This is a genomic window from Marinagarivorans sp., assembly GCF_982758155.1.
Genome location: NZ_CEXWTU010000068.1, coordinates 1 through 21,413, shown reverse-complemented (window position 1 = coordinate 21,413; position 21,413 = coordinate 1). Strand labels below are relative to the sequence as shown.

At 46.3% G+C, this 21,413-nt stretch carries 22 protein-coding genes; 5 read left to right on the top strand and 17 right to left on the bottom strand.

The window, feature by feature from the left end; translation table 11 throughout:
- Window positions 1-56: 56 nt before the first annotated feature.
- Window positions 57-872 (bottom strand): ion transporter, encoded by an 816-nt coding sequence (locus tag AC3A8L_RS09730; RefSeq protein ID WP_487962054.1) that lies wholly within the window; start codon window positions 870-872, stop codon window positions 57-59.
- A gap of 197 nt (window positions 873-1,069) precedes the next feature.
- On the opposite strand from AC3A8L_RS09730, the gene yciH reads away from it, so the two are divergent.
- From yciH to AC3A8L_RS09715, 3 genes are all read left to right on the top strand, one after another.
- A complete protein-coding gene (gene yciH, locus AC3A8L_RS09725; protein ID WP_487962053.1) occupies window positions 1,070-1,408 on the top strand; it encodes a stress response translation initiation inhibitor YciH in 339 nt (112 codons plus the stop codon).
- 55 nt (window positions 1,409-1,463) lie between these two features.
- The gene (locus AC3A8L_RS09720) at window positions 1,464-2,198 is read left to right on the top strand and encodes a hypothetical protein (RefSeq protein WP_487962052.1); all 735 of its coding nucleotides are present in this window, start codon (window positions 1,464-1,466) and stop codon (window positions 2,196-2,198) included.
- Window positions 2,199-2,316: 118 nt separating this feature from the next.
- The gene (locus AC3A8L_RS09715; RefSeq protein ID WP_487962051.1) at window positions 2,317-2,847 is read left to right on the top strand and encodes an energy transducer TonB; all 531 of its coding nucleotides are present in this window, start codon (window positions 2,317-2,319) and stop codon (window positions 2,845-2,847) included.
- Window positions 2,848-3,066: 219 nt separating this feature from the next.
- Here the strand turns inward: AC3A8L_RS09715 and AC3A8L_RS09710 are convergent, their stop codons facing one another.
- From AC3A8L_RS09710 to rpsB, 16 genes are all read right to left on the bottom strand, one after another.
- Window positions 3,067-3,591 carry a PilZ domain-containing protein gene (locus AC3A8L_RS09710; protein ID WP_487962050.1) on the bottom strand — a complete coding sequence of 175 codons (525 nt, stop codon included), beginning with the start codon at window positions 3,589-3,591 and terminating at the stop codon, window positions 3,067-3,069.
- 136 nt (window positions 3,592-3,727) lie between these two features.
- Window positions 3,728-4,303 carry a ribonuclease HII gene (rnhB, locus tag AC3A8L_RS09705; RefSeq protein WP_487962049.1) on the bottom strand — a complete coding sequence of 192 codons (576 nt, stop codon included), beginning with the start codon at window positions 4,301-4,303 and terminating at the stop codon, window positions 3,728-3,730.
- Window positions 4,304-4,325: 22 nt separating this feature from the next.
- Entirely contained in the window at window positions 4,326-5,522 is a 1,197-nt protein-coding gene (lpxB, locus tag AC3A8L_RS09700) for a lipid-A-disaccharide synthase (RefSeq protein ID WP_487962048.1), read from the bottom strand.
- The gene (gene lpxA, locus AC3A8L_RS09695; protein WP_487962047.1) at window positions 5,523-6,305 is read right to left on the bottom strand and encodes an acyl-ACP--UDP-N-acetylglucosamine O-acyltransferase; all 783 of its coding nucleotides are present in this window, start codon (window positions 6,303-6,305) and stop codon (window positions 5,523-5,525) included.
- 95 nt (window positions 6,306-6,400) lie between these two features.
- Window positions 6,401-6,841 (bottom strand): 3-hydroxyacyl-ACP dehydratase FabZ, encoded by a 441-nt coding sequence (gene fabZ / locus AC3A8L_RS09690; protein ID WP_487962046.1) that lies wholly within the window; start codon window positions 6,839-6,841, stop codon window positions 6,401-6,403.
- Between the two features lie 240 nt (window positions 6,842-7,081).
- A complete protein-coding gene (gene lpxD, locus AC3A8L_RS09685; protein WP_487962045.1) occupies window positions 7,082-8,101 on the bottom strand; it encodes a UDP-3-O-(3-hydroxymyristoyl)glucosamine N-acyltransferase in 1,020 nt (339 codons plus the stop codon).
- A gap of 33 nt (window positions 8,102-8,134) precedes the next feature.
- Window positions 8,135-8,641: an OmpH/Skp family outer membrane protein gene (locus AC3A8L_RS09680; protein WP_487962044.1), complete on the bottom strand. Its 507-nt coding sequence runs from the start codon at window positions 8,639-8,641 to the stop codon at window positions 8,135-8,137.
- Window positions 8,642-8,703: 62 nt separating this feature from the next.
- Window positions 8,704-11,394, bottom strand: a complete 2,691-nt coding sequence (gene bamA / locus AC3A8L_RS09675) for an outer membrane protein assembly factor BamA (protein ID WP_487962043.1) — start codon at window positions 11,392-11,394, stop codon at window positions 8,704-8,706.
- Window positions 11,395-11,498: 104 nt separating this feature from the next.
- Window positions 11,499-12,863, bottom strand: a complete 1,365-nt coding sequence (gene rseP / locus AC3A8L_RS09670; protein ID WP_487962042.1) for an RIP metalloprotease RseP — start codon at window positions 12,861-12,863, stop codon at window positions 11,499-11,501.
- A 20-nt stretch (window positions 12,864-12,883) separates the two neighbouring features.
- Window positions 12,884-14,071 carry a 1-deoxy-D-xylulose-5-phosphate reductoisomerase gene (gene ispC / locus AC3A8L_RS09665; protein WP_487962056.1) on the bottom strand — a complete coding sequence of 396 codons (1,188 nt, stop codon included), beginning with the start codon at window positions 14,069-14,071 and terminating at the stop codon, window positions 12,884-12,886.
- Window positions 14,071-14,883, bottom strand: a complete 813-nt coding sequence (locus tag AC3A8L_RS09660) for a phosphatidate cytidylyltransferase (RefSeq protein WP_487962041.1) — start codon at window positions 14,881-14,883, stop codon at window positions 14,071-14,073. The genes ispC and AC3A8L_RS09660 overlap by 1 nt, the downstream gene beginning before the upstream one ends.
- On the bottom strand, window positions 14,876-15,580 hold the full coding sequence (uppS, locus tag AC3A8L_RS09655) for a polyprenyl diphosphate synthase (protein ID WP_487962055.1): 705 nt from the start codon (window positions 15,578-15,580) through the stop codon (window positions 14,876-14,878). Before uppS ends, AC3A8L_RS09660 begins: the two co-directional genes overlap by 8 nt.
- 44 nt (window positions 15,581-15,624) lie before the next feature.
- Window positions 15,625-16,182 carry a ribosome recycling factor gene (gene frr / locus AC3A8L_RS09650; RefSeq protein WP_487962040.1) on the bottom strand — a complete coding sequence of 186 codons (558 nt, stop codon included), beginning with the start codon at window positions 16,180-16,182 and terminating at the stop codon, window positions 15,625-15,627.
- Window positions 16,183-16,241: 59 nt separating this feature from the next.
- On the bottom strand, window positions 16,242-16,976 hold the full coding sequence (gene pyrH, locus AC3A8L_RS09645) for a UMP kinase (RefSeq protein WP_487962039.1): 735 nt from the start codon (window positions 16,974-16,976) through the stop codon (window positions 16,242-16,244).
- A 140-nt stretch (window positions 16,977-17,116) separates the two neighbouring features.
- Window positions 17,117-17,986 (bottom strand): translation elongation factor Ts, encoded by an 870-nt coding sequence (tsf, locus tag AC3A8L_RS09640; protein WP_487962038.1) that lies wholly within the window; start codon window positions 17,984-17,986, stop codon window positions 17,117-17,119.
- 129 nt (window positions 17,987-18,115) lie between these two features.
- Window positions 18,116-18,856 (bottom strand): 30S ribosomal protein S2, encoded by a 741-nt coding sequence (gene rpsB / locus AC3A8L_RS09635; protein WP_487962037.1) that lies wholly within the window; start codon window positions 18,854-18,856, stop codon window positions 18,116-18,118.
- Window positions 18,857-19,089: 233 nt separating this feature from the next.
- On the opposite strand from rpsB, the gene AC3A8L_RS09630 reads away from it, so the two are divergent.
- Entirely contained in the window at window positions 19,090-19,764 is a 675-nt protein-coding gene (locus AC3A8L_RS09630) for an HAD family hydrolase (protein ID WP_487962036.1), read from the top strand.
- A 109-nt stretch (window positions 19,765-19,873) separates the two neighbouring features.
- A complete protein-coding gene (locus AC3A8L_RS09625) occupies window positions 19,874-20,665 on the top strand; it encodes a ribonuclease H1 domain-containing protein (protein WP_487962035.1) in 792 nt (263 codons plus the stop codon).
- The last annotated feature ends 748 nt before the right edge of the window (window positions 20,666-21,413 follow it).

The following is a 21,413-nucleotide window of genomic DNA, read 5'->3' as shown; positions in this document are numbered from 1 at the left end:
TCCCTGCAGGCCCTCTTCGCCTAATTGGATAAACTATTATTGCCTCGCCCCTTAAACTAATGATTAGGATTATTCACCGCACCGCCGCAGCGGTTACAAAAATGCGCACTTTTGTCATGCCCTGCCTTACCACAATTAGGGCAAGAGATTAAATTGCGCTCGCGTTGAATTTCTTGCGAAAACTCCGCCGTTAAAATACCGGTAGGTACAACTATAATTGAATAGCCGGTTAACATAGCGGCAGAAGCCACTATTTGCCCCAGCGTCGTTTGCGGTGTGATATCGCCGTAACCTACGGTCGTAATTGTAACTATCGTCCAATACACGCTGCGCGGGATACTGGTAAATCCATTCTCAGGGCCTTCCACAATAAACATTATCGAACCAAATATGGTTGCGAATACCAAAACAACAATAAAGAAAACAAAAATTTTATGTCGTGCCTGCAGCATAGAGCGTAATAAAAAATTGCCTTCGTGAATATAACGCATTAACTTTAATACACGAAAAACCCGCAACACCCTAAAAAGCCGCAGCATTAATAAATAATTGGTCCCAGGGATAAACAAACTAATGTAAGCAGGAATAATAGAGAGTAAATCGATAATGCCGTAGAAACTACGTACATATAGCCAACGGCTAGGAGAGCAATAAATGCGGACGCCATACTCTATCGTGAAAAGCAGCGTAAAAAACCATTCAAAATAACGAAAAGCCAAACCCCATCGTTCATTAACAGAAACCACAGAATCCATCATTAACGCAACAACACTTAGCGTAATGGCATAGATCAAAATTAAATCAAAGCGCTTACCTGCCGGTGATTCAGTACCAAAAATAATATTATAAAGTCGTTCACGCAATGGCGACATAGTATCTATTCATTTTCATTTGAATGGGAAAGACGAGAGCGCAAGGGTTGGGGTATGTTGCTTCCGCCGACAACGCCTCTAAAACTAATGAGTATCTATAAACGAAATATTTTCTAGACCTAGACGAAAAAGCCATCAGAAAGTCCATTTTAGAGGCGACTCAAGGCTGTATAATGCCAGCTTTTTGGGAGTGAACAATGACTAAAGGCGCATCATCCAAAAACTCACGCCTAGTCTACTCAACAGACCAAGGGCGAGTGAAGGACGTAAAATCATCTGAAGTGATCCCAGAGTCCGATGGTATTGTTCGCCTTCACCGCGAAAGCAAGGGACGTGGCGGCAAAGGCGTTACGCTTATCAAAGGCATACCGTTACCGGCAGCAGAACTCAAGACTCTCGCTAAAGCTTTGAAGCAGGTTTGCGGCACTGGCGGCACGGTAAAAGACGGCGTTATCGAGATTCAAGGCGAGCAGCGAGACAAGCTAAAAGCCGCGCTAGAAAGCAAAGGTTACACCGTCAAAATATCCGGAGGCTAACCATTGAAACGAGAATCATTATCATTTAGAATCTACGCAACGGAGGAGATTCCAAATGCTTAGCCCCCAATTCAGCAGTGACCTAATCAGCCCGCTTTCACTTAGGGCGCGCGGCAACCGCTCGTCTCGATTTTTTGATCGAGCCGCATCGCTACTTGCTAGCCAGCTAGACCTCGATACTGTGCAAGCATTAAATGGCAACGAGCAGGCTGCCCTTAAGCGTAGCGAATGGATAGATCAGCACGTTCTGGACTTCCTTCAAACACACCCTACTGCCCTTGGTGTAGAGCTTAACGCCGGAGTAAGCACTCGCTTTCATCGTTTATCTAGTGCCTTAGAGTGGCCGCAGTTTCGGTGGGCTGACATTAATACTCCAGAAACACACGCCTTCAGCCAAAGCTTGCTGCCCATTACCGACAACTACCGCTCAATTGGCTGCGATATTTACCAAGATGACTGGCTATTCCGAGCAGGCTGGCAACCCGGGCTTCCACTAATCATCATCACAGAGTCGCAAACAGATCAGATCGGCCTTTGCGCTCTTATCGCCGAGCTTAGCCAGCGCGCTGCCGCATCAAGGGCGCCGGTTATGGTCGTAAGCACAGCCTCCGGAAGCCTTAATGGCTTACATCAGCGATTACCATTTTTTGAACTGCGCGAGCAATGCCGCTTTCAAAACACTACCATTCTCGCCGCCGTCGTGCGCATGGCCGCTAAATGTGGGATTCACTTACCCTTCACACAATGGTCTGGAATACGCTTAGACTTCGACGAAAAAAGAGACGTATAAACACATAATTGATACGTTGGTTTGATCTTTGCTCAAGACTCAGTAACGCTCTGATTATCGGCTATATGCCGTTTTTTTGACAAGGCGATACTTAATTACTTGATGAGGTTAAACCACCATGCCAGCAGATACCTTTTGGCCGCTAATTTTAAGTGCACTACAAGTTACGCTTGGCGGTGCCATTGCGTTAATTACCGCATGGTGTATTCACCGCCTCAAACATAAAAATGATGGCTCCTCCCCTGGAGAGCGCCGACTTATGATCCTTGAAGAAATCTCTCGCGAGGTGGGCTACGTTAATCATTGCTTTGCACGCTACTCTGCATTGGTTATTGAGTCGACTCGTTTTGGCAAGACTTGGCCGCACGCACGCAAGCTGGAGCTGGAGCGCGTAAACGCCGAGTTAGTTGAAGAGTTTAGAAAACTGGCCGACGCAGAGGCTAAATTGCTAATGCTGGGCGAAAAGACAATGGAGAAAACGCTCCGTTTATACGCCGCAAAAATCGCACTATTCCGCAAACAGGTTTATGTGGGCCGACAAGATATTAGCGAACAAGAAATTGGGGATTTAAAAGCCACTATATTGACACTGCGAGAGCAGTTCTATGATTTATTAAGCCGGCGATATGACCGCCTACTAGCGGCGTAAAGTACCCACCAAAAGGCACGCGTATTAACTAAAACGTGTGCCTTTTTATAAGATGGGTTTAAGGGACGAGGAAACAATATTTCATCCAATAATACTTGATCTCGACCTCCTTACCTTCGTTGCTCAAAGCGTTACATGCCCCGGCATGCGCCCCTTTAAGCGCCTCGATAAGAAAGCCTATCTCTTCGCCTAATTGGATAAACTATTATTGCCTCGTCCCTAACGCGGAAAGTACGCCGCGAAACGCGCAATCCATTCAGCCGCCGCTTCATCTTCACTTAGCTCTCGACCCACCGTTTCGCTTAACAGCTGACGGTAGTGTTCGATATGGCACGCCTGCTCAACCATTCGCATAGCATAGTGTTCATTATCTTCCTCAAACTGTACGCCCACATCACAGCGTGAATCGCCCATTGAAATACAATGTGTCACCACACCCTGTAAATTTAGCTCGGTACCGCGCAAATTCACCTTCAAATGAATTTTGGAACCTATCGGCAAAGAATTACACGTTTCAAAGACCATACCGCCTTCATGCACGTTCAACATTTGAGCTGCAACATAAGGTGGTGATGGCTCGACTGAAAAGTCTAAGGGGATATCCGTTGGGTGCTTAATAAAACCCTGAAAATTACACACCTGCGCTTCAACTTCTTCAACCCAGCGGCAGCTATAAGCCATCCATGCCTGAAGTGTTTGCGTTGCCCCATCGACTTTATCTTTAGGACTTTTGAGCGCCGCCATCACGTTACTCCTTAAGCTCAAACAGGTCGAGCATGCGTATTTAACTTAGGTATAGCCTAGATATAGAAGAGTATATACGCGCCAAGAAAAACAACGACATCATGATGAAAATCATGACCGAAATTTAGCTTTAGCGCTAAAATAAGTCAGGTTGACTACAAAGTACCTTAACTGGCCCGAAAGAACGACGATGCTCGGGCAGCGGGCCTAGAATTTTCAACTGCTCCATATGCACCTTAGTCGGGTATCCTTTATGTTTGGCAAAACCATAATTAGGGTGCAAAGCATCAAGCGCGACCATCTCCTCATCACGCGTAACCTTAGCCAAAATAGAAGCCGCACTAATACACGCCTCTTTTGCATCACCCTTAACAATAGCTTCTGCACTGTAGTGCCAAACGGGTAGACGATTGCCGTCAACCAGAACATGCTTAGGCTGCTTCGACAAACCTTCAACCGCACGCTTCATGGCCAACATACTAGCGTGCAGAATATTCAGCTCGTCTATTTCTGCAGGCGAAGCAAAGGCAATATGGTAAGCCAATGCGTCACGCAAAATAAGTTCGTAAAGCGCATTGCGCTTTTTTTCGGATAGCACTTTAGAATCGGCCAAACCCGCAATGGGTTTCTTAGGGTCTAGAATAACCGCTGCCGCAACAACATTTCCAACTAATGGACCACGACCAGCCTCATCAACACCAGCAATTAACATAGTAAACTCTTTATTAGTGGAGTTAAGGCGAGGTAGTAGCGTGTGATTCAGCAATTCGAATCACAGCATCAGCCGCACGTTTATCGGCACCGCGCTTAAGCATTAAATGCAAACGTTCATATTCAGCCAGTAGCTCGACCCTAACGTTGCCGTCCAATAAACGCATCATCTCTTGTGCTATATCTTCAGGCGTTGCATCGTCTTGAATGAATTCCTTAGCCAGCTGCTTTTCGGCCAACAAATTGGGCAAGCCAATAAAAGGCACTTTAACCATACGAGAAAAAATAAAATACGAAAACGCAGCAACCTTGTAGGCAATAACCATAGGTTTTTTTAGCAACATAGCCTCGAGCGTTGTTGTACCAGACGCCATAACCACTGCATCGCAAGCCTGCATAACATCGTGTGATTGCTTTAAAAATACCGTCACAGGTAAATCGGTGAAGTCCGTCAATATGCTTTCTATTTGCTTAAGGCGTTTATCGTTAGCCGCTGGGATAATAAACCTCAATTGCGGCTGTTGCTTTAAACACAAGCGCGCGGCCGCTAAGAATACAGGTAGCATTCGCTCAACTTCACCGCCACGGCTACCGGGTAAAATGGCAAACAGTTTTTCACCCTCAGCCACAGTTATGGCTAACTTTTCTCGCGCCTTGGAGGTATCTGGCTGCAGTGGGATCTTATCTGCTAGCGTATGGCCAACGCAGACAGCCGGAATATTACGTTCTTGATAAAAGGTTTGTTCAAAAGGAAATAGGGTTAAAACGCTATCGACCGCGCGCGCTATTTTTTTTATGCGCCACTGCCTCCAAGCCCACACTGAGGGGCCTACATAATGTACGGTTTTTATGTTTGACTCTTTTAAGGCTAACTCTAAATCCAGGTTGAAATCGGGCGAATCGATACCCACAAAAACATCCGGCGGGTTAGCAATGAAATGCTGTTTAAGAAACTTTCGGATGCGTAAAATTTCTGGCAGCCGCTTAAGTGGCTCGACAAATCCCATAACCGCTAGGCGATCTTGAGGAAAAAAAGAATGCGCCCCCTCAGCTAACATTAAAGGGCCTGCAATACCTTCGAACAAAGCGTTGGGGTATTGCTGCTTAATCGCCTTAATCAAACCAGCGCCTAAAATGTCGCCAGAAGCCTCACCTACAACAATCCCTATACGCAGTACTTTTTCATTTGAACTGAGCGAGCCCTGCAATTGCGCCGACATTTAGCGCACAATACCGCGGGAGGAAGACTCGAGTGAGTCGATGAGTGTTTGCACATGTGCGCTTTCACAAACAAGCCCTTTAAGCTCACCCACCGCTTGATCCAGTGTTAATTTGCGGCGGTAAATTAATTTATAGGCCTTCATTAAAGCGGATATATCAGTGTCGGTAAAACCACGACGCTTTAACCCTTCAGCATTAATGGTACGTGCTTCGGCAGGAGCGCCAGCCACCATCATAAATGAGGGAACATCTTTCCCTATCGCACTACCCATGCCGGTAAAACAGTGCGTACCGATTTGGCAATGTTGATGCACAAGCGTAAAGCCTCCCAAAATGGCCCAATCGCCAACAATCACATGCCCTGCTAGCGCCGCATTGTTCACCAAAATACAGTGGTTACCTATAACGCTATCGTGCCCTACATGAACATAGGCCATCAGCAAGTTATCATTACCAATATAAGTATCACCACGATCTTGTACCGTTCCCCTATGCAGGGTCACACCTTCGCGAATAATATTATTATTGCCAATAGTCAGAGTTGTAGGTTCACCGGCGTACTTCAAATCTGGCGTAGCTTCGCCAATGGAAGAGAATTGGTAAATATGATTATTCTTACCAATTGTTGTCGGCCCCTTAATAATGACATGCGGTTCGATTTTCGTACCAGCACCAATTTCTACATCAGGCCCAACAATACTAAAAGGGCCAATAACGACGTCATCATGAATTACTGCACTGGGGTCAACAATCGCCCTAGCATCAATTTGAGGTGCCGCCATATCAGGCTCCACTATCTTTGGCTTACTGGAAAAAATAAAACGCTAACAAAGTATTAACGTTTAAGGGGTACCGAATAAAAACAGATTAACGTCGATTAACCTACCGCACGATCAGCACACAAAATAGTGGCTTCGGCAGCGATCTTGCCATCCACTTTTGCCGCACACTGGAATTTCCAAATGCCGCGTTTTTCAGAAACAATACTCGCCTCAATATACATCTGATCACCAGGAACAACTTGGCGCTTAAAGCGTACCTTATCAGCACCAGCATACAAGTAGATAGAGCCATCTTCTGGAGTCTTATCCATTGTTTTAAAACCCAGTACACCACACGCTTGCGCCATAGCTTCTAGAATCAGCACACCAGGGAACACAGGGTAGTCGGGGAAGTGCCCCTGGAAGATCCCCTCGTTTATTGAGATATTTTTATAGGCGATAATTGATTCACCTTCGGTGAGTTCAGTAACGCGATCAATCAATAAAAAAGGATAGCGGTGCGGTAAATACTTACGAATTTCAATCACGTCCATCATAGACGACACTCCCCAAGAGCAAGCTTTCAAGAAATCTAACGATCTGTGATGTTAGATTTTATTAATATTTTGTAACTATTCAGATGTCAGGCGGGCTCGAAATAAAGTTTACCCAAAAGGCGAATTGATTGTTTTATGGGCATTCCAGCGTCAAGAACGCTTACATGCCTGTAAGCCTAACGGCCCAAAAAATGACCCGTTTGGCGGCCTATTCGTGCGTGACTGAATAGTTACAATATTTTATTGTTGAGTTTCCAACTTTTTAATACGTCCGACCCACTCATCTAACTGGCTTAAACGAACCATATTACGACGCCACGAGCGGACATCCTGCATAGGGGATCCCGATGCATAATGCCCAGCTTCTGTAATAGATTTTGTCACGACGGTACCACCGTTAAAGTGGACATTGTCAGCAATTTTGAGATGGCCGTTAATGGCAACAAAGCCGCCCATTGTACAGCCAGCCCCTACCTCCGTGCTACCGGCAATGCCGACGCAACCCGCAATAGCCGTGCGCCGACCAATTGTTACGTTGTGCGCAATGTGTACCAGGTTATCGATAATGACGCCGTCAGCGATGACAGTATCTTTAAGGGCGCCGCGATCGATAGCGCAATTTGCACCGATTTCAACATCATCACCTATAACCACGCGTCCCAACTGATGGATTTTAATCCAACCGTCTTCACGCGATGGTGCATAACCAAAGCCATCCGAGCCAATAGTGGTTCCGCTGTGTACTTTAACGCGGTGACCTAACACACAGTGATGCGCAATTGTTGCATTGGCATGCAGTAAGCAATCTTCGCCAAGCTTCGCATTTGGGCCGACAACAGCGCCAGCACATAACTCTGAGTTATCGCCAATTTCGGCTCCCGCCTCAACAACACATCCCGCCGCTATACGCACATTCGCCCCAAGCTTAGCGCTAGGGTCGATGGTCGCAGCAGCGTGAATTAATGGCGGCGTTTTGGGACGATTATCAAAAATCAGGGATAGCTTGGCATAAGCCAAATAAGGATCGGCAACAATCAATTGATTAGCAACAGCGCACTTATCCAGCGGGGCCGACAACAACACCGCACTCGCAGCAGAAGAATCTAACTGCGGCAGATATTTTTTATTCGAGATAAATGTCGCCTGACCTTTAATAGCCGTTGCAGCATCACCAATACCCGAAATAACACACAAGCCATCACCGAGCATCTGCGCATCAAGTAATGTGGCTAGATCGTTCAGACTAAAACTTGCCGACATAGAACGCCTCTCAATCAATGGCAATAACGCTGCTTACTTCGCTTTGTTTAAACGCTCAGTAATATCCATAGTAATATCGGCAACAGGCTTGGCAATAACAACCGCCTGCGCATGCAAAATTAGGTCGATATCTTTTTCTTCCATATAGGCTTTCAAGATCGGCTCTAATTTAGCTTCGGCTTCCTGCATTAATTTCATTACGGCAGAGTTCTGTTCGGCTTGCGCTTTTTTCTGAGCAAGCTGAAAGTCTTCACCCAAGTAGGTCATTTTCTTTTTATGCTCGGCTTGCTGATCAGCGCTCCACGTCATACCATTTTTTTCGGCGTCTTTTTGCAGGGCTATCATCTCAGCGCGCAAATTTTCAATCTTCGCAACAAGAGCAGCGAAGTCTTTATCAGCCTTAAGCTCCGCATCACGAGCTTTTGCAGCTTCTGTTCCTAAAATAGCTGCTTGCGGGTTAAAAATAACGGTTTTTCCTGCAAACGCTAACGGTGCTGCCAACATCAAAAAGGCAGCGGCTAAAAGAGTTTTAAGCTTCATATAGACACCCTGTAATAGTTAATACGAGTCGAATCAGTAGATCCGCACGGTTTATTATAGTTTTAGAAACCTGAACCAAAGGAAAACTGAAAGGTTTCTCTTTGCTGAAATTCAAAATCATTGAACTGAAAAGGCTTAGCAACACTGAAAGTTAAGGGCCCCATCGGCGATATCCACGTCATACCCAAACCGTATGATGCCGCCAAACGATCAAGACCAAAGCTGAAACAGTTAGCCTGATAGCGACCGCACTCTGTATCGAATACGTTACCGGCATCAACAAATGCGGCCATTTGCATAGAGCGCTGGTCATCAATAAAGGGCAGAGGGAATATTAACTCTGTTGACAATTCAACAATGGCATTACCGCCAATCGAGCGAGTATTAAACCCTAAATCCTGAATACTAAGGCTAAGTTTATTTGCCTCACATTCCCGCAAAAAACCTCCAACAATGTCACGACGATCTTCGCCGCATAACACAAGAGCCTCGCCTCTAGAATCAATAGCGTCATTAATGCCATCCCCATTGCTATCTAGCGCGATGTAATCTGTCGCAACAGTATCGTATCTAACGGGAGGCGTTTGACGCGGACCTAAAGAGTTACTTTCGAAGCCCCTAACCGAGCCAAAGCCCCCTCCATAAAAGTTCTCAAAGAACGGCAAGCGATCCATATCACCATAACCATCCCCATAACCCAAATTAGCTTTTAAGCGTAAGGTTAGGTTGCGAGTAACCGGCTGGAAGTACTGCCCTTTAAGCTCAAATTTAAAATACTCCAAACCGCTGGCTGGACTTGTAACCTCTAAAGAAACGGATTGAAAATTACCCCGTGTTGCAAGAATGCCCCGGTTTAAAGTACTACGAACCCAGCTTAGATTACCGCTCGCATAGTTAAAATCATTACCATGTTTATCGACAAAACCAGGTTCAACATAGTTAGTCAACATAGGCTCTGTCACATAACCAATCGGTAATGCAAAGTCTTCAAGAACACCATCGCCGTCAGGGTCACGTGATGTTCGCGCATCATCTTCACTAACATACAAATAAGGATAACGCGATAAGTCCCGTTGAACGAAGTCAGAGCTAATCTCCTCCATGACAAACCGCCCTGGAATAATCTCTAAGTGATTAAGGCCAATGCCAAAGTTAACACGCTGCACTTCTGTCATGGGGTAACCGAACGTTAAGTTCAGGCCGTAGCTATTCGTTGCATAAGAGGCTGTATTTTGAAGTCCATCGGTATCGCGCTTTTGGTAGTACAAGCTAATGCCGCGACTTACGCCATCTGGCGTAAAGTAAGGGTCGGTATAAGAAAAGTTATAGCTCGTTTGATATTTATTGTAATTAATACCAATGCCCACTTTTTTCCCGGTACCCAACCAGTTATTTACTTGTAAATTTGCACCCACCGTAGCACCGTAGCCTTGCGAGTAACCTAAGCTGGCGCTTATCGAATCCGAGTGCTGCTCTTCTACCGAATATTGAACATCCACTTGATCCTCAGTACCAGGAACAGGAATATTTTCGACATTAACCTCTTTGAAAAACCCTAATCGCTCAAGCCGAACCTTACCTTGCTCAATGCGTGAATTTGAAGCGGAAGCAGCTTCCATCTGGCGCATTTCGCGACGCAGCACTTCATCAGAGGTGCGAGAGTTACCTCGGAACATCACTCGACGCACATAAACACGTTTTTGCGGGTCGATAAAGAATGTAACTTTTACTGTTTTATCTTCGGTATTTTTGTCCGGTATACCTTCAACTTTAGCGTTGGTATAACCCGCATTCCCCAACAGCGACGTAATATATTCACTGGTACTGGTCATTAAGTTCTGCGCGAAGGTTTCACCGCTTCTCAACAATACCAAACGTTTAACGGTTGCCTCAGGTAATACAGGATCCCCCGCGATTTCAATATCAGTAACTGTATAAATCTCACCTTCAGAGATATTCAACGTAATGAAAATCGATTTTTTATCCGCGCTAAGGGAGACCTGCGTAGAAACGATATTAAAGTCTAGGTAGCCGCGGTCGAGATAAAAAGACTCTAGCTTTTCAATATCACCCGTCAAGCGCTCTTTAGCATAGCGATTATCACTGGTGATCCAAGAAAGCCAACCCGCCTTTTTAGACTCAAAGAAGCCAATTAAGTCTTCATCACTGAATACTTCATTACCCACGATATTGATGTGCTGAATACCCGCGACATCGCCTTCATCAATATTAATATTCACTTCAACTTGATTATTAGGCTGACTAACAATGTCAGGCTCCACTGATGCAGAGTATCGCCCCTGCGACACGTATTGGCGCTCTAGCTCACGCACCAAACCATCTAAGACTTCTCGCTTTAAAATCTCACCCTGCTTAAGGCCATTTTCTTCCATGACTGTTTCAAGCTGCTCGCTCTTAATCGCTTTGTTACCATCAAGCGTCACGGCACTAATCGCTGGACGCTCAAAAACACGAACAATTAAAACATCGCCTTCATGCAATACCTTAATATCTGTAAAAAAGCCTGTGGCGAATAGTGCACGCATAATAGCGGCAATCGACTCACTATCGGCATAATCCCCCGCGACAACAGGTAAAGCCGCAAATACAGGCGCGGCCGATACTCGCTGCAACCCCTCTACTTGAATATCCGCAATACGAAAACCTTGCGCCCAAGTACTAGAAGCAATAATAAAACTAGCCGCAGCTAATATAGCGGGGAGAGCCCGCCCAAAACAAAAAGTGTATTTCACCAGCTAATGTGCTCTTACTTAATTGTTGTTGTTGTCCGCCAAGGCTAATGCCATTCACGCGACATAAATGTACTTCTAAACCGAAAAATTTAATGCAAAAAAGATCACGACCAGAGGCGAAGAATATCGTTATAAAACGCCATAATCATTAGTACCCCCATAAACATCAAACCGAGCTGCATACCCGCCATTTTCAGTCGATCAGAAAGTGGAGACCCCTTAATGCCTTCAGCAAGACAAAATACAATCCGTCCACCGTCAAGAATTGGAATAGGCAATAAATTGAAAACACCCAAATAAACGCTCAAAACCGCCATGAAGTGTAAGTAGTACTGTAAACCTGCTCTTGCCGAATCGCCGGCAACTTTAGCAATGCCTATCGGACCACTCAAGTTTTTAATCGATATCTGCCCAAGAAGCAGCTTTTTGATCGAAACCAGAACCATCACCGAATTGGACCACGTATCGTCCACAGCCTTACTTGCAGCGGCAGCAATACCTAACTTACGAGTTACTAGCATATTGTCAGGCCAAGAGACGGACTTAACACCAACACCAGCCTGCCCCACCTGCCCCAAACCATCCACTTTCACCAATGATGGCGTAAGAAACAATTCTTGCAACTGACCGCTTCGCTCCACATTGACCGTCAACTTTTGATTAGGCCTTTCACGGACATATTGACTCCAACCTTGCCAGTCGGCCACATCTAAGCCGTCGACTTTAATAACTTTATCTCCAGCCTGAAACCCCGCCCTCTCTGCAGCGCTATCCGGCATAACACTATCAATGAGTGCCGGAATGTGTGGCCAAAAAAACTTCACGCCAATGCCCGCAAGTGGGTCTGGCGCTTCACTATTTTTCATCCAATCCTGAATAACCACTTCCATGTCATAGGTTAAATCGCTGCTATCAGGGTATTTAACCGTAACAATAATACTGCCCGTCTCGCCCAAACGGTGGGTTAAACGCTCATAAACGTCACTGCGCCCAGGCGTTACAACGCCATCAATAGCAATGATGTGCTGCCCTTTTTCCAAACCGGCAAATGCAGCTGGCGTACCGGGCTCAACATTACCAATCACAGGGCTTGGCAACGTCGCCTCTTGCATAGCTAGCCACCAAAACAGTAATGCCGCTAAAATAAAATTGGCCGCTGGGCCTGCCACCAAAATAGCAATTTGCTGCCATGTTTTACGGCTTTCGAACGTTTTGTTTTTATCCTCTGGCGAAACATTTTCGTCTGTTTCATCCAGCATTTTCACATAGCCGCCAAGCGGAATAGGTGCTACGGCAAACTCAGTTCCGTATTTGTCATAAAAGCGCCAAAACGGTTTACCAAAACCGACGGAAAAGCGCAACACCTTAACGCCGCATTTACGCGCAACAATAAAGTGCCCCCACTCATGGATAGATACCAGAATGAGAAGTACAAACAAGAACACGGCAACAGTATGAATAAATTCCACAAACAACCTTAATTATTGCGCTAATTTAGTGTAGCGATATAGTGCTGAGACAAAGCTCTGGCCTCTTGGTCGGCGGATATGACATCAGCTAATCCCGATGGTTCTCCATGGGACCAAGCATTAGCCACCTCCGCGACGATTCTAGAGATATCAAGAAACCCTATTTTACGATCCAAAAATGCTGCCACAGCCTCTTCGTTAGCCGCATTAATCGCAGCCGGTGCAGTCCCACCCTGATTAATGGCGTCTATCGCAATACGTAAACAGGGAAAACGGTCAAAATCAGGGGCATGAAATTCCAACTGACTTAATCGCGTAAAATCTAAGCGCTCGACACCGGCCTCTATTCGCTCAGGCCAACTTAAACAATTAGCGATAGGCGTGCGCATATCCGGCATGCCCATCTGGCAAAGCACCGAACCATCCGCATATTCGACCATAGAGTGAACAATACTTTGAGGATGAATAACAATTTCAATTTGATCGCTACGCGCACCAAACAACCAACAGGCCTCTATAAACTCCAAGCCCTTATTCATCATGGTTGCGGAATCCACTGATATTTTTTGGCCCATACTCCAGTTGGGGTGAGCGCAAGCTTGCTCGGGGGTTACGTCACCCAGCTCAGTATGGCAACGGTCACGAAATGGGCCGCCCGAGCCCGTTAGCAGCACACGAGAAACACCCGCCTGCGCCAAAGAGTCATAGTGCATCGGTAAACACTGAAAAATAGCATTATGCTCGCTATCAACCGGCAATAAAATTGCGCCGCCGTCTTTAACGGCAGACATAAATAAGCCACCCGCCATCACGAGTGACTCTTTATTGGCCAGCAATATTTTTTTGCCCTGCTTGGCAGCCGCTAAGGTAGGCACCAAACCCGCCGCACCCACAATAGCCGCCACAACGGTATCTACCTCCGCGTGCCCTGCCACATCCGCAAGTGCTTGTTCACCGCAAAGTACCTCGGTGGCACAACCGTGAGATTTTAGCATTTGCCTGAGTTGCGCCGCAGCAACCTCACTCGCGACCACCGCATAGCGTGGCGAGTGCACGATACTCTGCTGAAACAACTTATCGATTTGGCTATAGCCCGTGAGCGCAAACACAGAAAATTTATCGCCATGACGCGCAATAATGTCCAGCGTGCTAACCCCAATAGACCCGGTAGCACCCAAAACCGTGATCTTCTCGATCTTGCCTGCAATCACAAGACCCAACCACCCGCAATCAACACCAATGCGAAGATAGGTGCAGCCGCGGTAACGCCATCAATGCGGTCGAGTACACCACCGTGCCCAGGCAAAATTGTGCCGGAATCTTTCACTCCGCGATGGCGCTTTAACATGCTTTCCAATAAATCACCCAACACCGATACGGCCGCAGCAGGAAGCGCAAGCACTAAACCCACAAACCAAGCTTGCCCACTCAAAAGACCGTAGGCTAACGCGATTAAAGACACCAGTATTAAGCCGCCAATAACGCCCTCCCAAGACTTCCCGGGGCTAACATTCGGCGCTAATTTTCGCTTCCCAAAGGCACGGCCGCTGAAATAAGCACCGGTATCCGCCGCCGCAACCAGTAACAACAAAGCCAACACTAAATATTGACCGTTAGCAAAGCCATGAATGGTTAATACCGCAACACCTGCCGGCACCAAAGTTAATGCGCCGATAATCATACGTGCTGCAGTGCTTTGCCAAAAAACGGTACTAGACGGATACCCCTGCACCCAAAGTAAAGCCACAGCCCACCAGATAGCCGCAATCACAAAAAAGGAGCGTAAACCCTCCACCAGTGGCAAATAGATCCAGCCGACCACCACAGCCGCAATTAAAGCAGCGGTATAAAGCCCACGAACGGGCAACGAGGAAAGACCCGCTAAATTGGAACACTCCCAAACCGCAACACTAAACATCAACAAAACAAATAGCTGGAAACCTATTGCTGGCAAGAAAAAGAGCGTCGTTAAAAAAACAGCGACTAATATGATCGCCGTTATTACGCGTTGTTTAAGCACTTGAATCTCCCATACCCGCCTCGATTTGCTCGCTGGTTTTACCAAAACGACGCTGGCGAGAGTGGAAATCATCGGCAGCAACATTCATTGCATCCGCATTAAAGTCTGGCCACAACAGCGGACTAAAATACAGCTCAGAATAAGCCGCCTGCCATAATAAATAATTGCTGATTCGGTGCTCACCACCCGTACGAATGAGTAAATCAAGAGGAGGTAAACCGTCGGTAGACATGAAGGGCTCCATAGCCTCTTCCGTCACTTGATCGGGCATAATTTCACCCGCAGCTACTTGCTCGGCCAGCTTTCGCGCTGCATTCGCGATATCCCATTTACCGCCATAATCCGCTGCAATAACCAGCGTGCTTTCAACACCACAAGCAACGGACTCAGCCTCTGTAATCGCATCCATTAAACGGGGGCTAAAACGCTCGCGGCTACCAATCACCTTCAGACGCACGCCATCGGAAGCAAGCTTCTTCGCTTCCTTTTTAAGGTAGTTGTAAAATAGCCCCATCAACGCCTCCACCTCTTTCGGTGGGCGCTTCCAATTTTCACTACTAAAGGCAAATAACGTCAACGCTTCTACATCGCGTTTTCGACAAGCACCCAATACATCACGAATGCGTTCTACACCCGCTTTGTGTCCGAAGATGCCAGACTTGCCTTGCAGCTTAGCCCAGCGATTGTTGCCATCCATAATGATGGCAACATGACGAAGAGAATTCACTAATCAACCTTACCTTATATGACCATCAGGTCTTTTTCTTTTGCAGCAAATGCGGCATCAACTTCGGCAATGTATTTATTAGTGATTTTTTGCACGTCATCCTGCCCACGACGTTCATCATCCTCGCTAATGTCTTTATCTTTGACTAAATCTTTCAAAGCGCCATTGGCATCACGACGTACATTGCGCACAGAAATACGGGCATTTTCCGCTTCGTTTTTTGCTTGCTTAATATAATTTTTACGGGTTTCTTCCGTAAGCGCAGGCATAGGCACACGAATCAATTCACCCATAGATGAAGGATTCAAACCTAAGTCCGATTTCATAATGGCTTTTTCAATCTCTGGTACCATGGATTTTTCCCATGCGCTAATCGATAACGTACGGGCATCCAGAACACTGATATTAGCAACCTGCGACAAAGGCATATCAGAACCGTAATAAGAGACCTTCACACTATCCAAAATACTTGGGTGCGCACGCCCTGTACGAATTTTATTAAAGTTAACGCCCAAAGCAGCAACCGCTTTTTTCATGCGTTCTTCGGAATCTTTCTTGATTTCATTAATCATTTTCATCACCTAATTATATGGCTGCAATTTTCAGCTGAGACAGTTAGAACTTTAAGAATCTATTCGCCTTGCGACTCAATCAAAGTACCTTCATTACCACCTACAACAATATTCAATAACGCACCAGGCTTGTCCATTTTAAAAACACGAACAGGCATTTCATGCTCCTGGCATAAACAAATAGCGGTTAAATCCATTACGCCCAATTTATCCGCTAACACAGTGTCGTAACTCAATTGATCATAACGTGTTGCCGTTGGATCTTTCACTGGGTCAGCTGTGTAAACACCATCCACTTTTGTTGCCTTCAAAACAATTTCGGCATCCACTTCAATACCGCGTAAACACGCAGCAGAATCTGTCGTGAAGAAAGGGTTACCTGTACCCGCAGAGAAAATTACAACTTCGCCATCTTCTAACAAGCGAATAGCACGGCGGCGGTCGTAGTGCTCAACAACGCCACTCATTGGAATGGCAGACATTACCGTAGATGAAATATTGGAGCGTTCCAAAGCATCGCGCATTGCCAACGCATTCATTACGGTTGCCAGCATACCCATATGGTCGCCAGTGACACGATCTAAACCGGCCTTACTTAAAGCAGCGCCACGAAAAAGGTTTCCACCGCCGATAACGAGGCCCACCTGGACGCCGATACCCACAAGCTGGCCAATTTCCAACGCCATTTTATCGAGAACTTTAGGGTCGATTCCGAAGCCCTCATCCCCCATCAGCTGTTCACCACTAAGCTTCAGCAGAATACGCTTATATTTACGATCACGTGTCGTCGGCATAACCTTCTCCATAAAATTTTGGCGGCAGTTTAACAGCAAAAAGGCGGGAGGTGTGACTCCCGCCTTTTTGTAGAAAGGTTTTAGAACTCACCATTGCGAGCTCTTAGCCAGATCACTGGCCCTGCATTAAAAAACGCAGATTAACCTTTTGCGGCCGCAAGCTGCGCAGCAACTTCAGCAGCGAAGTCAGTTTCTGCAACTTCAATACCTTCGCCAACCTCAAAACGCACAAAGCTAACCACTTCAGCACCGGCTTGTTTGGCCAAAGCACCTACCGTTAACTCAGGGTTTTTAACAAAAGGCTGCTCGATCAAGCTGCTTTCTTTAAGAAACTTACCGATACGGCCCATAACCATTTTTTCAACGATTTCGGCAGGTTTGCCAACCATATCAGGCTGTGAAGCAATAATGTCTTTTTCTTTCTGAACCAAATCTTGTGGCATTTGATCAGGAGAAACAACTTGTGGGTTAACCGCGGCCACATGCATAGCAATATCACGCGCTAACTCAGCATTTCCGCCTTTCAACTCAACCAATACCGCAATGCGGTTGTTCGAATGCTTATACGAACCCACAACGCCGTCTGAATTGATTGCACCAAGACGACGAGGGCTAAGGTTTTCACCAATTTTTTGCACCAACGCTTCACGCTCGTCGCTCAAAGCACCAGCCATAACAGCAGCAATATCATCAGACTTAGCATTGTGTGCTGCAGCCAAAATTTTATCGGTAAACGCCATAAAGCCTTCATCGCGAGCAACGAAGTCAGTTTCGCTGTTCACCTCAATCACAGTACCGTAAGAACCGTCTTCAGATACCATTACACTAACAACACCGTCAGCAGCAGTACGGCCGGCTTTTTTAGCCGCTTTCAAGCCACTTTGCTTACGCAAGTTTTCAATCGCTTGCTCAATGTCGCCATCAGTTTCTTGAAGCGCTCTTTTACACTCCATCATGCCAAGGCTAGTGCGCTCGCGCAGTTCTTTCACCATAGAAGCAGAAATTGCCATGATCATTATCCTCAGGAATAAAAATTTATTAAAAAAAAAGGGGGGGGTTAACCCCCCACCTTTTTTGGTATTTATAGATTACAGCTGCTTATTTATGCAGCACTGCAGCCGAAGCCAGCAGTAACAGAATTAAGCTTCTGCTTGTTGCTCGCCACCTTCAACTTCAACAAACTCATCGCCGCCAGAAGTTGCACCAGCACCTTCTAAACAAGCATCAGCCATTGCAGTGGTGTAAAGCTTAATTGCGCGGATTGCATCATCATTACCTGGAATCACGTAATCAACGCCTTCTGGGTTAGAGTTAGTATCAACAATCGCAATAACTGGGATGCCCAACTTGTTAGCTTCTTGAACAGCAATGCGCTCGTGCTCAACATCGATAACAAACAATGCATCGGGCAAGCCGCCCATGTCTTTAATACCACCGATAGAACGCTCAAGCTTTTCCATCATACGGGTACGCATAAGCGCTTCTTTCTTGGTCAACTTTTCGAAAGTACCGTCTTGGCTTTGCGCTTCAAGATCACGGTAACGACGAATAGAAGTACGAATAGTTTTGTAGTTGGTCAACATGCCACCCAACCAACGGTGACTAACATAAGGCTGACCTGCGCGTGCAGCTTGCTCAATAACAGATTTTTGAGCGGCGCGCTTAGTACCAACAAAAAGAACTTTCTTCTTTTGGGTACCCATTTTACGAACAAGCTCCAACGCATCGTTAAAAGCGGGAGTAGTTTGCTCTAAGTTAATAATGTGAATCTTGTTACGAGCGCCAAAAATGTACTTGCCCATTTTTGGATTCCAGTAACGAGTTTGGTGACCAAAGTGGACACCGGCCTGGAGCATTTCGCGCATGCTTACTGTAGGCATAAATATAATTCCTAATAATGTATTGGGTTAGGCCTCCATACACCCCGATTACCAACCTCAACTACAGATAAACTGCTTAGAAGCACCCAGGTAAACGTGTCGGTATATGTGTGACAATAGTAGTTTTTATGAACTTTGGCTTTTGCCAAGATCACCCAGCAATAGCTGGGCGCGCTTTATACCACAAAGCACACGCCGAATAAAGCCGCAAACCCTCTAAGAGCAAAGATCGAATGACAACCCTTCAGGATATAACCATTAAAGCTATTATCTTTGACCACGACGGCACTCTGGTAGATTCCGAGGGCGTGCATTGCGCCTGCTGGAATCAAGTGCTGCAACCTCACCAAAAAACACTAAGCTATGACGACTATTGCACCCAGTACAACGGCCTGCCCACACAAGAAACCGCAAAACGCATCCAGCAAGAATTCTCACTCCCAATCAGTGCAGGCGAGCTCTACAGCCTTAAAATAGCCGCACTGAATCACCACCTTTCACAAAAACCATTCCCCCTACTGCCAGGCGTACTGGAAACCCTTAACGTCCTGCAACAGAAAAAAGTCCCACTTGCGATCGCCAGCGGCGCCAACCGCAAAGAAGTCACCCACTCAATAGAAGCCCACCACCTCAAACATTACTTTACTGCTGTTAGCACCAAAAACGATGTTGAGCACAGCAAGCCAGCACCTGACGTCTACCTGCACACCGCCACACAACTAAGCATCAAGCCCCAATATTGCCTAGCAATAGAAGATAGCGACACCGGAGAGCAATCGGCCATCGCCGCCGGCATGCCATGCCTTCGGCTCACACCAAGCCCAAACCCCCAAGCTAAGCCATGCCCGCAATTCGCAACACTCATAGATGCACTCCCCTGGCTACAAAAGCTTTACATCACAACCTAGCCCCATCCAAACAAAGGAAAGAATCTCTTAGTGCGCACAGCAACACTGTCATCTAGACTTCACTACCCAGTAATCACATTAATAACGACAACAAAGCTAAGGGATAACAATGGCGAAGAAGTTTTACGTTGTATGGCAAGGCCGCGAAACAGGCATTTTCACCGATTGGAACACCTGTAAAAAGCACGTCGATAAGTTTGCGGGCGCGCGCTATAAATCGTTTACCAGCCAAAGCGAGGCCAAAGCAGCATTTGAAGGCGAAAACGCAAGCTCGCCGACCAGTACCGAACTACACCCAATAACATCAAAAGCCTCTACCCCCAAAAAAACAACGCCCTCGCAAGGCGTAAAAACTTATAGCCCATCTGAGGTGGCCGCTTTAGCTATAGACACCAAAATATTCACCGATGGCGGCTGCGACCCCAACCCAGGTAAAGCCGGCTCCGGTATCGCCGTATACCGCAACGAGCAACTGGATGAACTCTGGTACGGCCTTTATAACCCTCAAGGCACAAACAATACCGCCGAACTTAATGCCTTACATCAAGCGTTAATTATGGCCAACACCGAAATCACCCACGGCCGATCTGTCGCCATTTTTTGCGACTCCCAATATTCCATTCAATGCATTACCCAATGGGCTGTAGGCTGGGAGAAAAAAGGCTGGACCAAAAAAAGCGGAGAGATTAAAAATTTAGAACTCATCAAAACTATGTTCGCACTGCATCAAGAATTAAAACACAATATTCAAGTGCTGCATGTGAATGGTCACGTAGGTGTAGAAGGTAACGAACTCGCCGACCGCATGTCGATACTCGCCATAAAAGCGCGCGACACAGACTTTGCACGCTACCGCGAAGCATTAGATATCCCCGCTATATTGGCGATGCAGGCGGGGTAATCATTGAGCGGCCACGCATCACCAACCCCTAAGCGGGCGGGTAAATCACGCCCGGCCCGAAGGACGATCGTTGCAAGCTTTGCTATGCATTTTTTGACCTCGATCTAAACTGGTTAAGCTCTTGGGACGGAAACTCCCAAGACCAGATAGTACTTGTAGCGTCGGGATAGCTCCAGCACCGCAAAGACTCCAGATCCCTTAAAGCTTTATATAATCGATGAATTACTTTCCCTCGATCACCCTTAAAGACGCTAGGCTTGTCACGGCCAGAATCAGGGAATACATGTATCTCCAGCTCACTACCTTGACCAACAAACCTCCATAGTGCGAAATCAGGCTCCAGTGAAAACTCCACCTCTTCGGCTTTCGCTCCAGACTGGAGACTAAGAAGTATATTTGCCAATTTGTAGACTGAATTGCAAGGCACATCAGAAATCACGATAGATACCTCACGCTCTCCATCGCTGATATTGAGATTCATCCATCCATGCCCTGGCGTACCAAATGAAAATTTCAATTCGCTCATAATTTTAGTGCAGTAATGGTAGGAACTTCATTCACGCAAAGCCCCCCGTACAAATGAAAACCAAGGACAGGCACACCTGAACTCTACCCAAAGTATAAAGAACTCAACATCTAAAACAATCCGCTATTTGACTCCTCTACCAACATTATCTAGTGTTAAACCATAAAGTACTGGATAAACAACCATGACTCAGCCGCGTAGCCAATTGGTATCAATAGACGA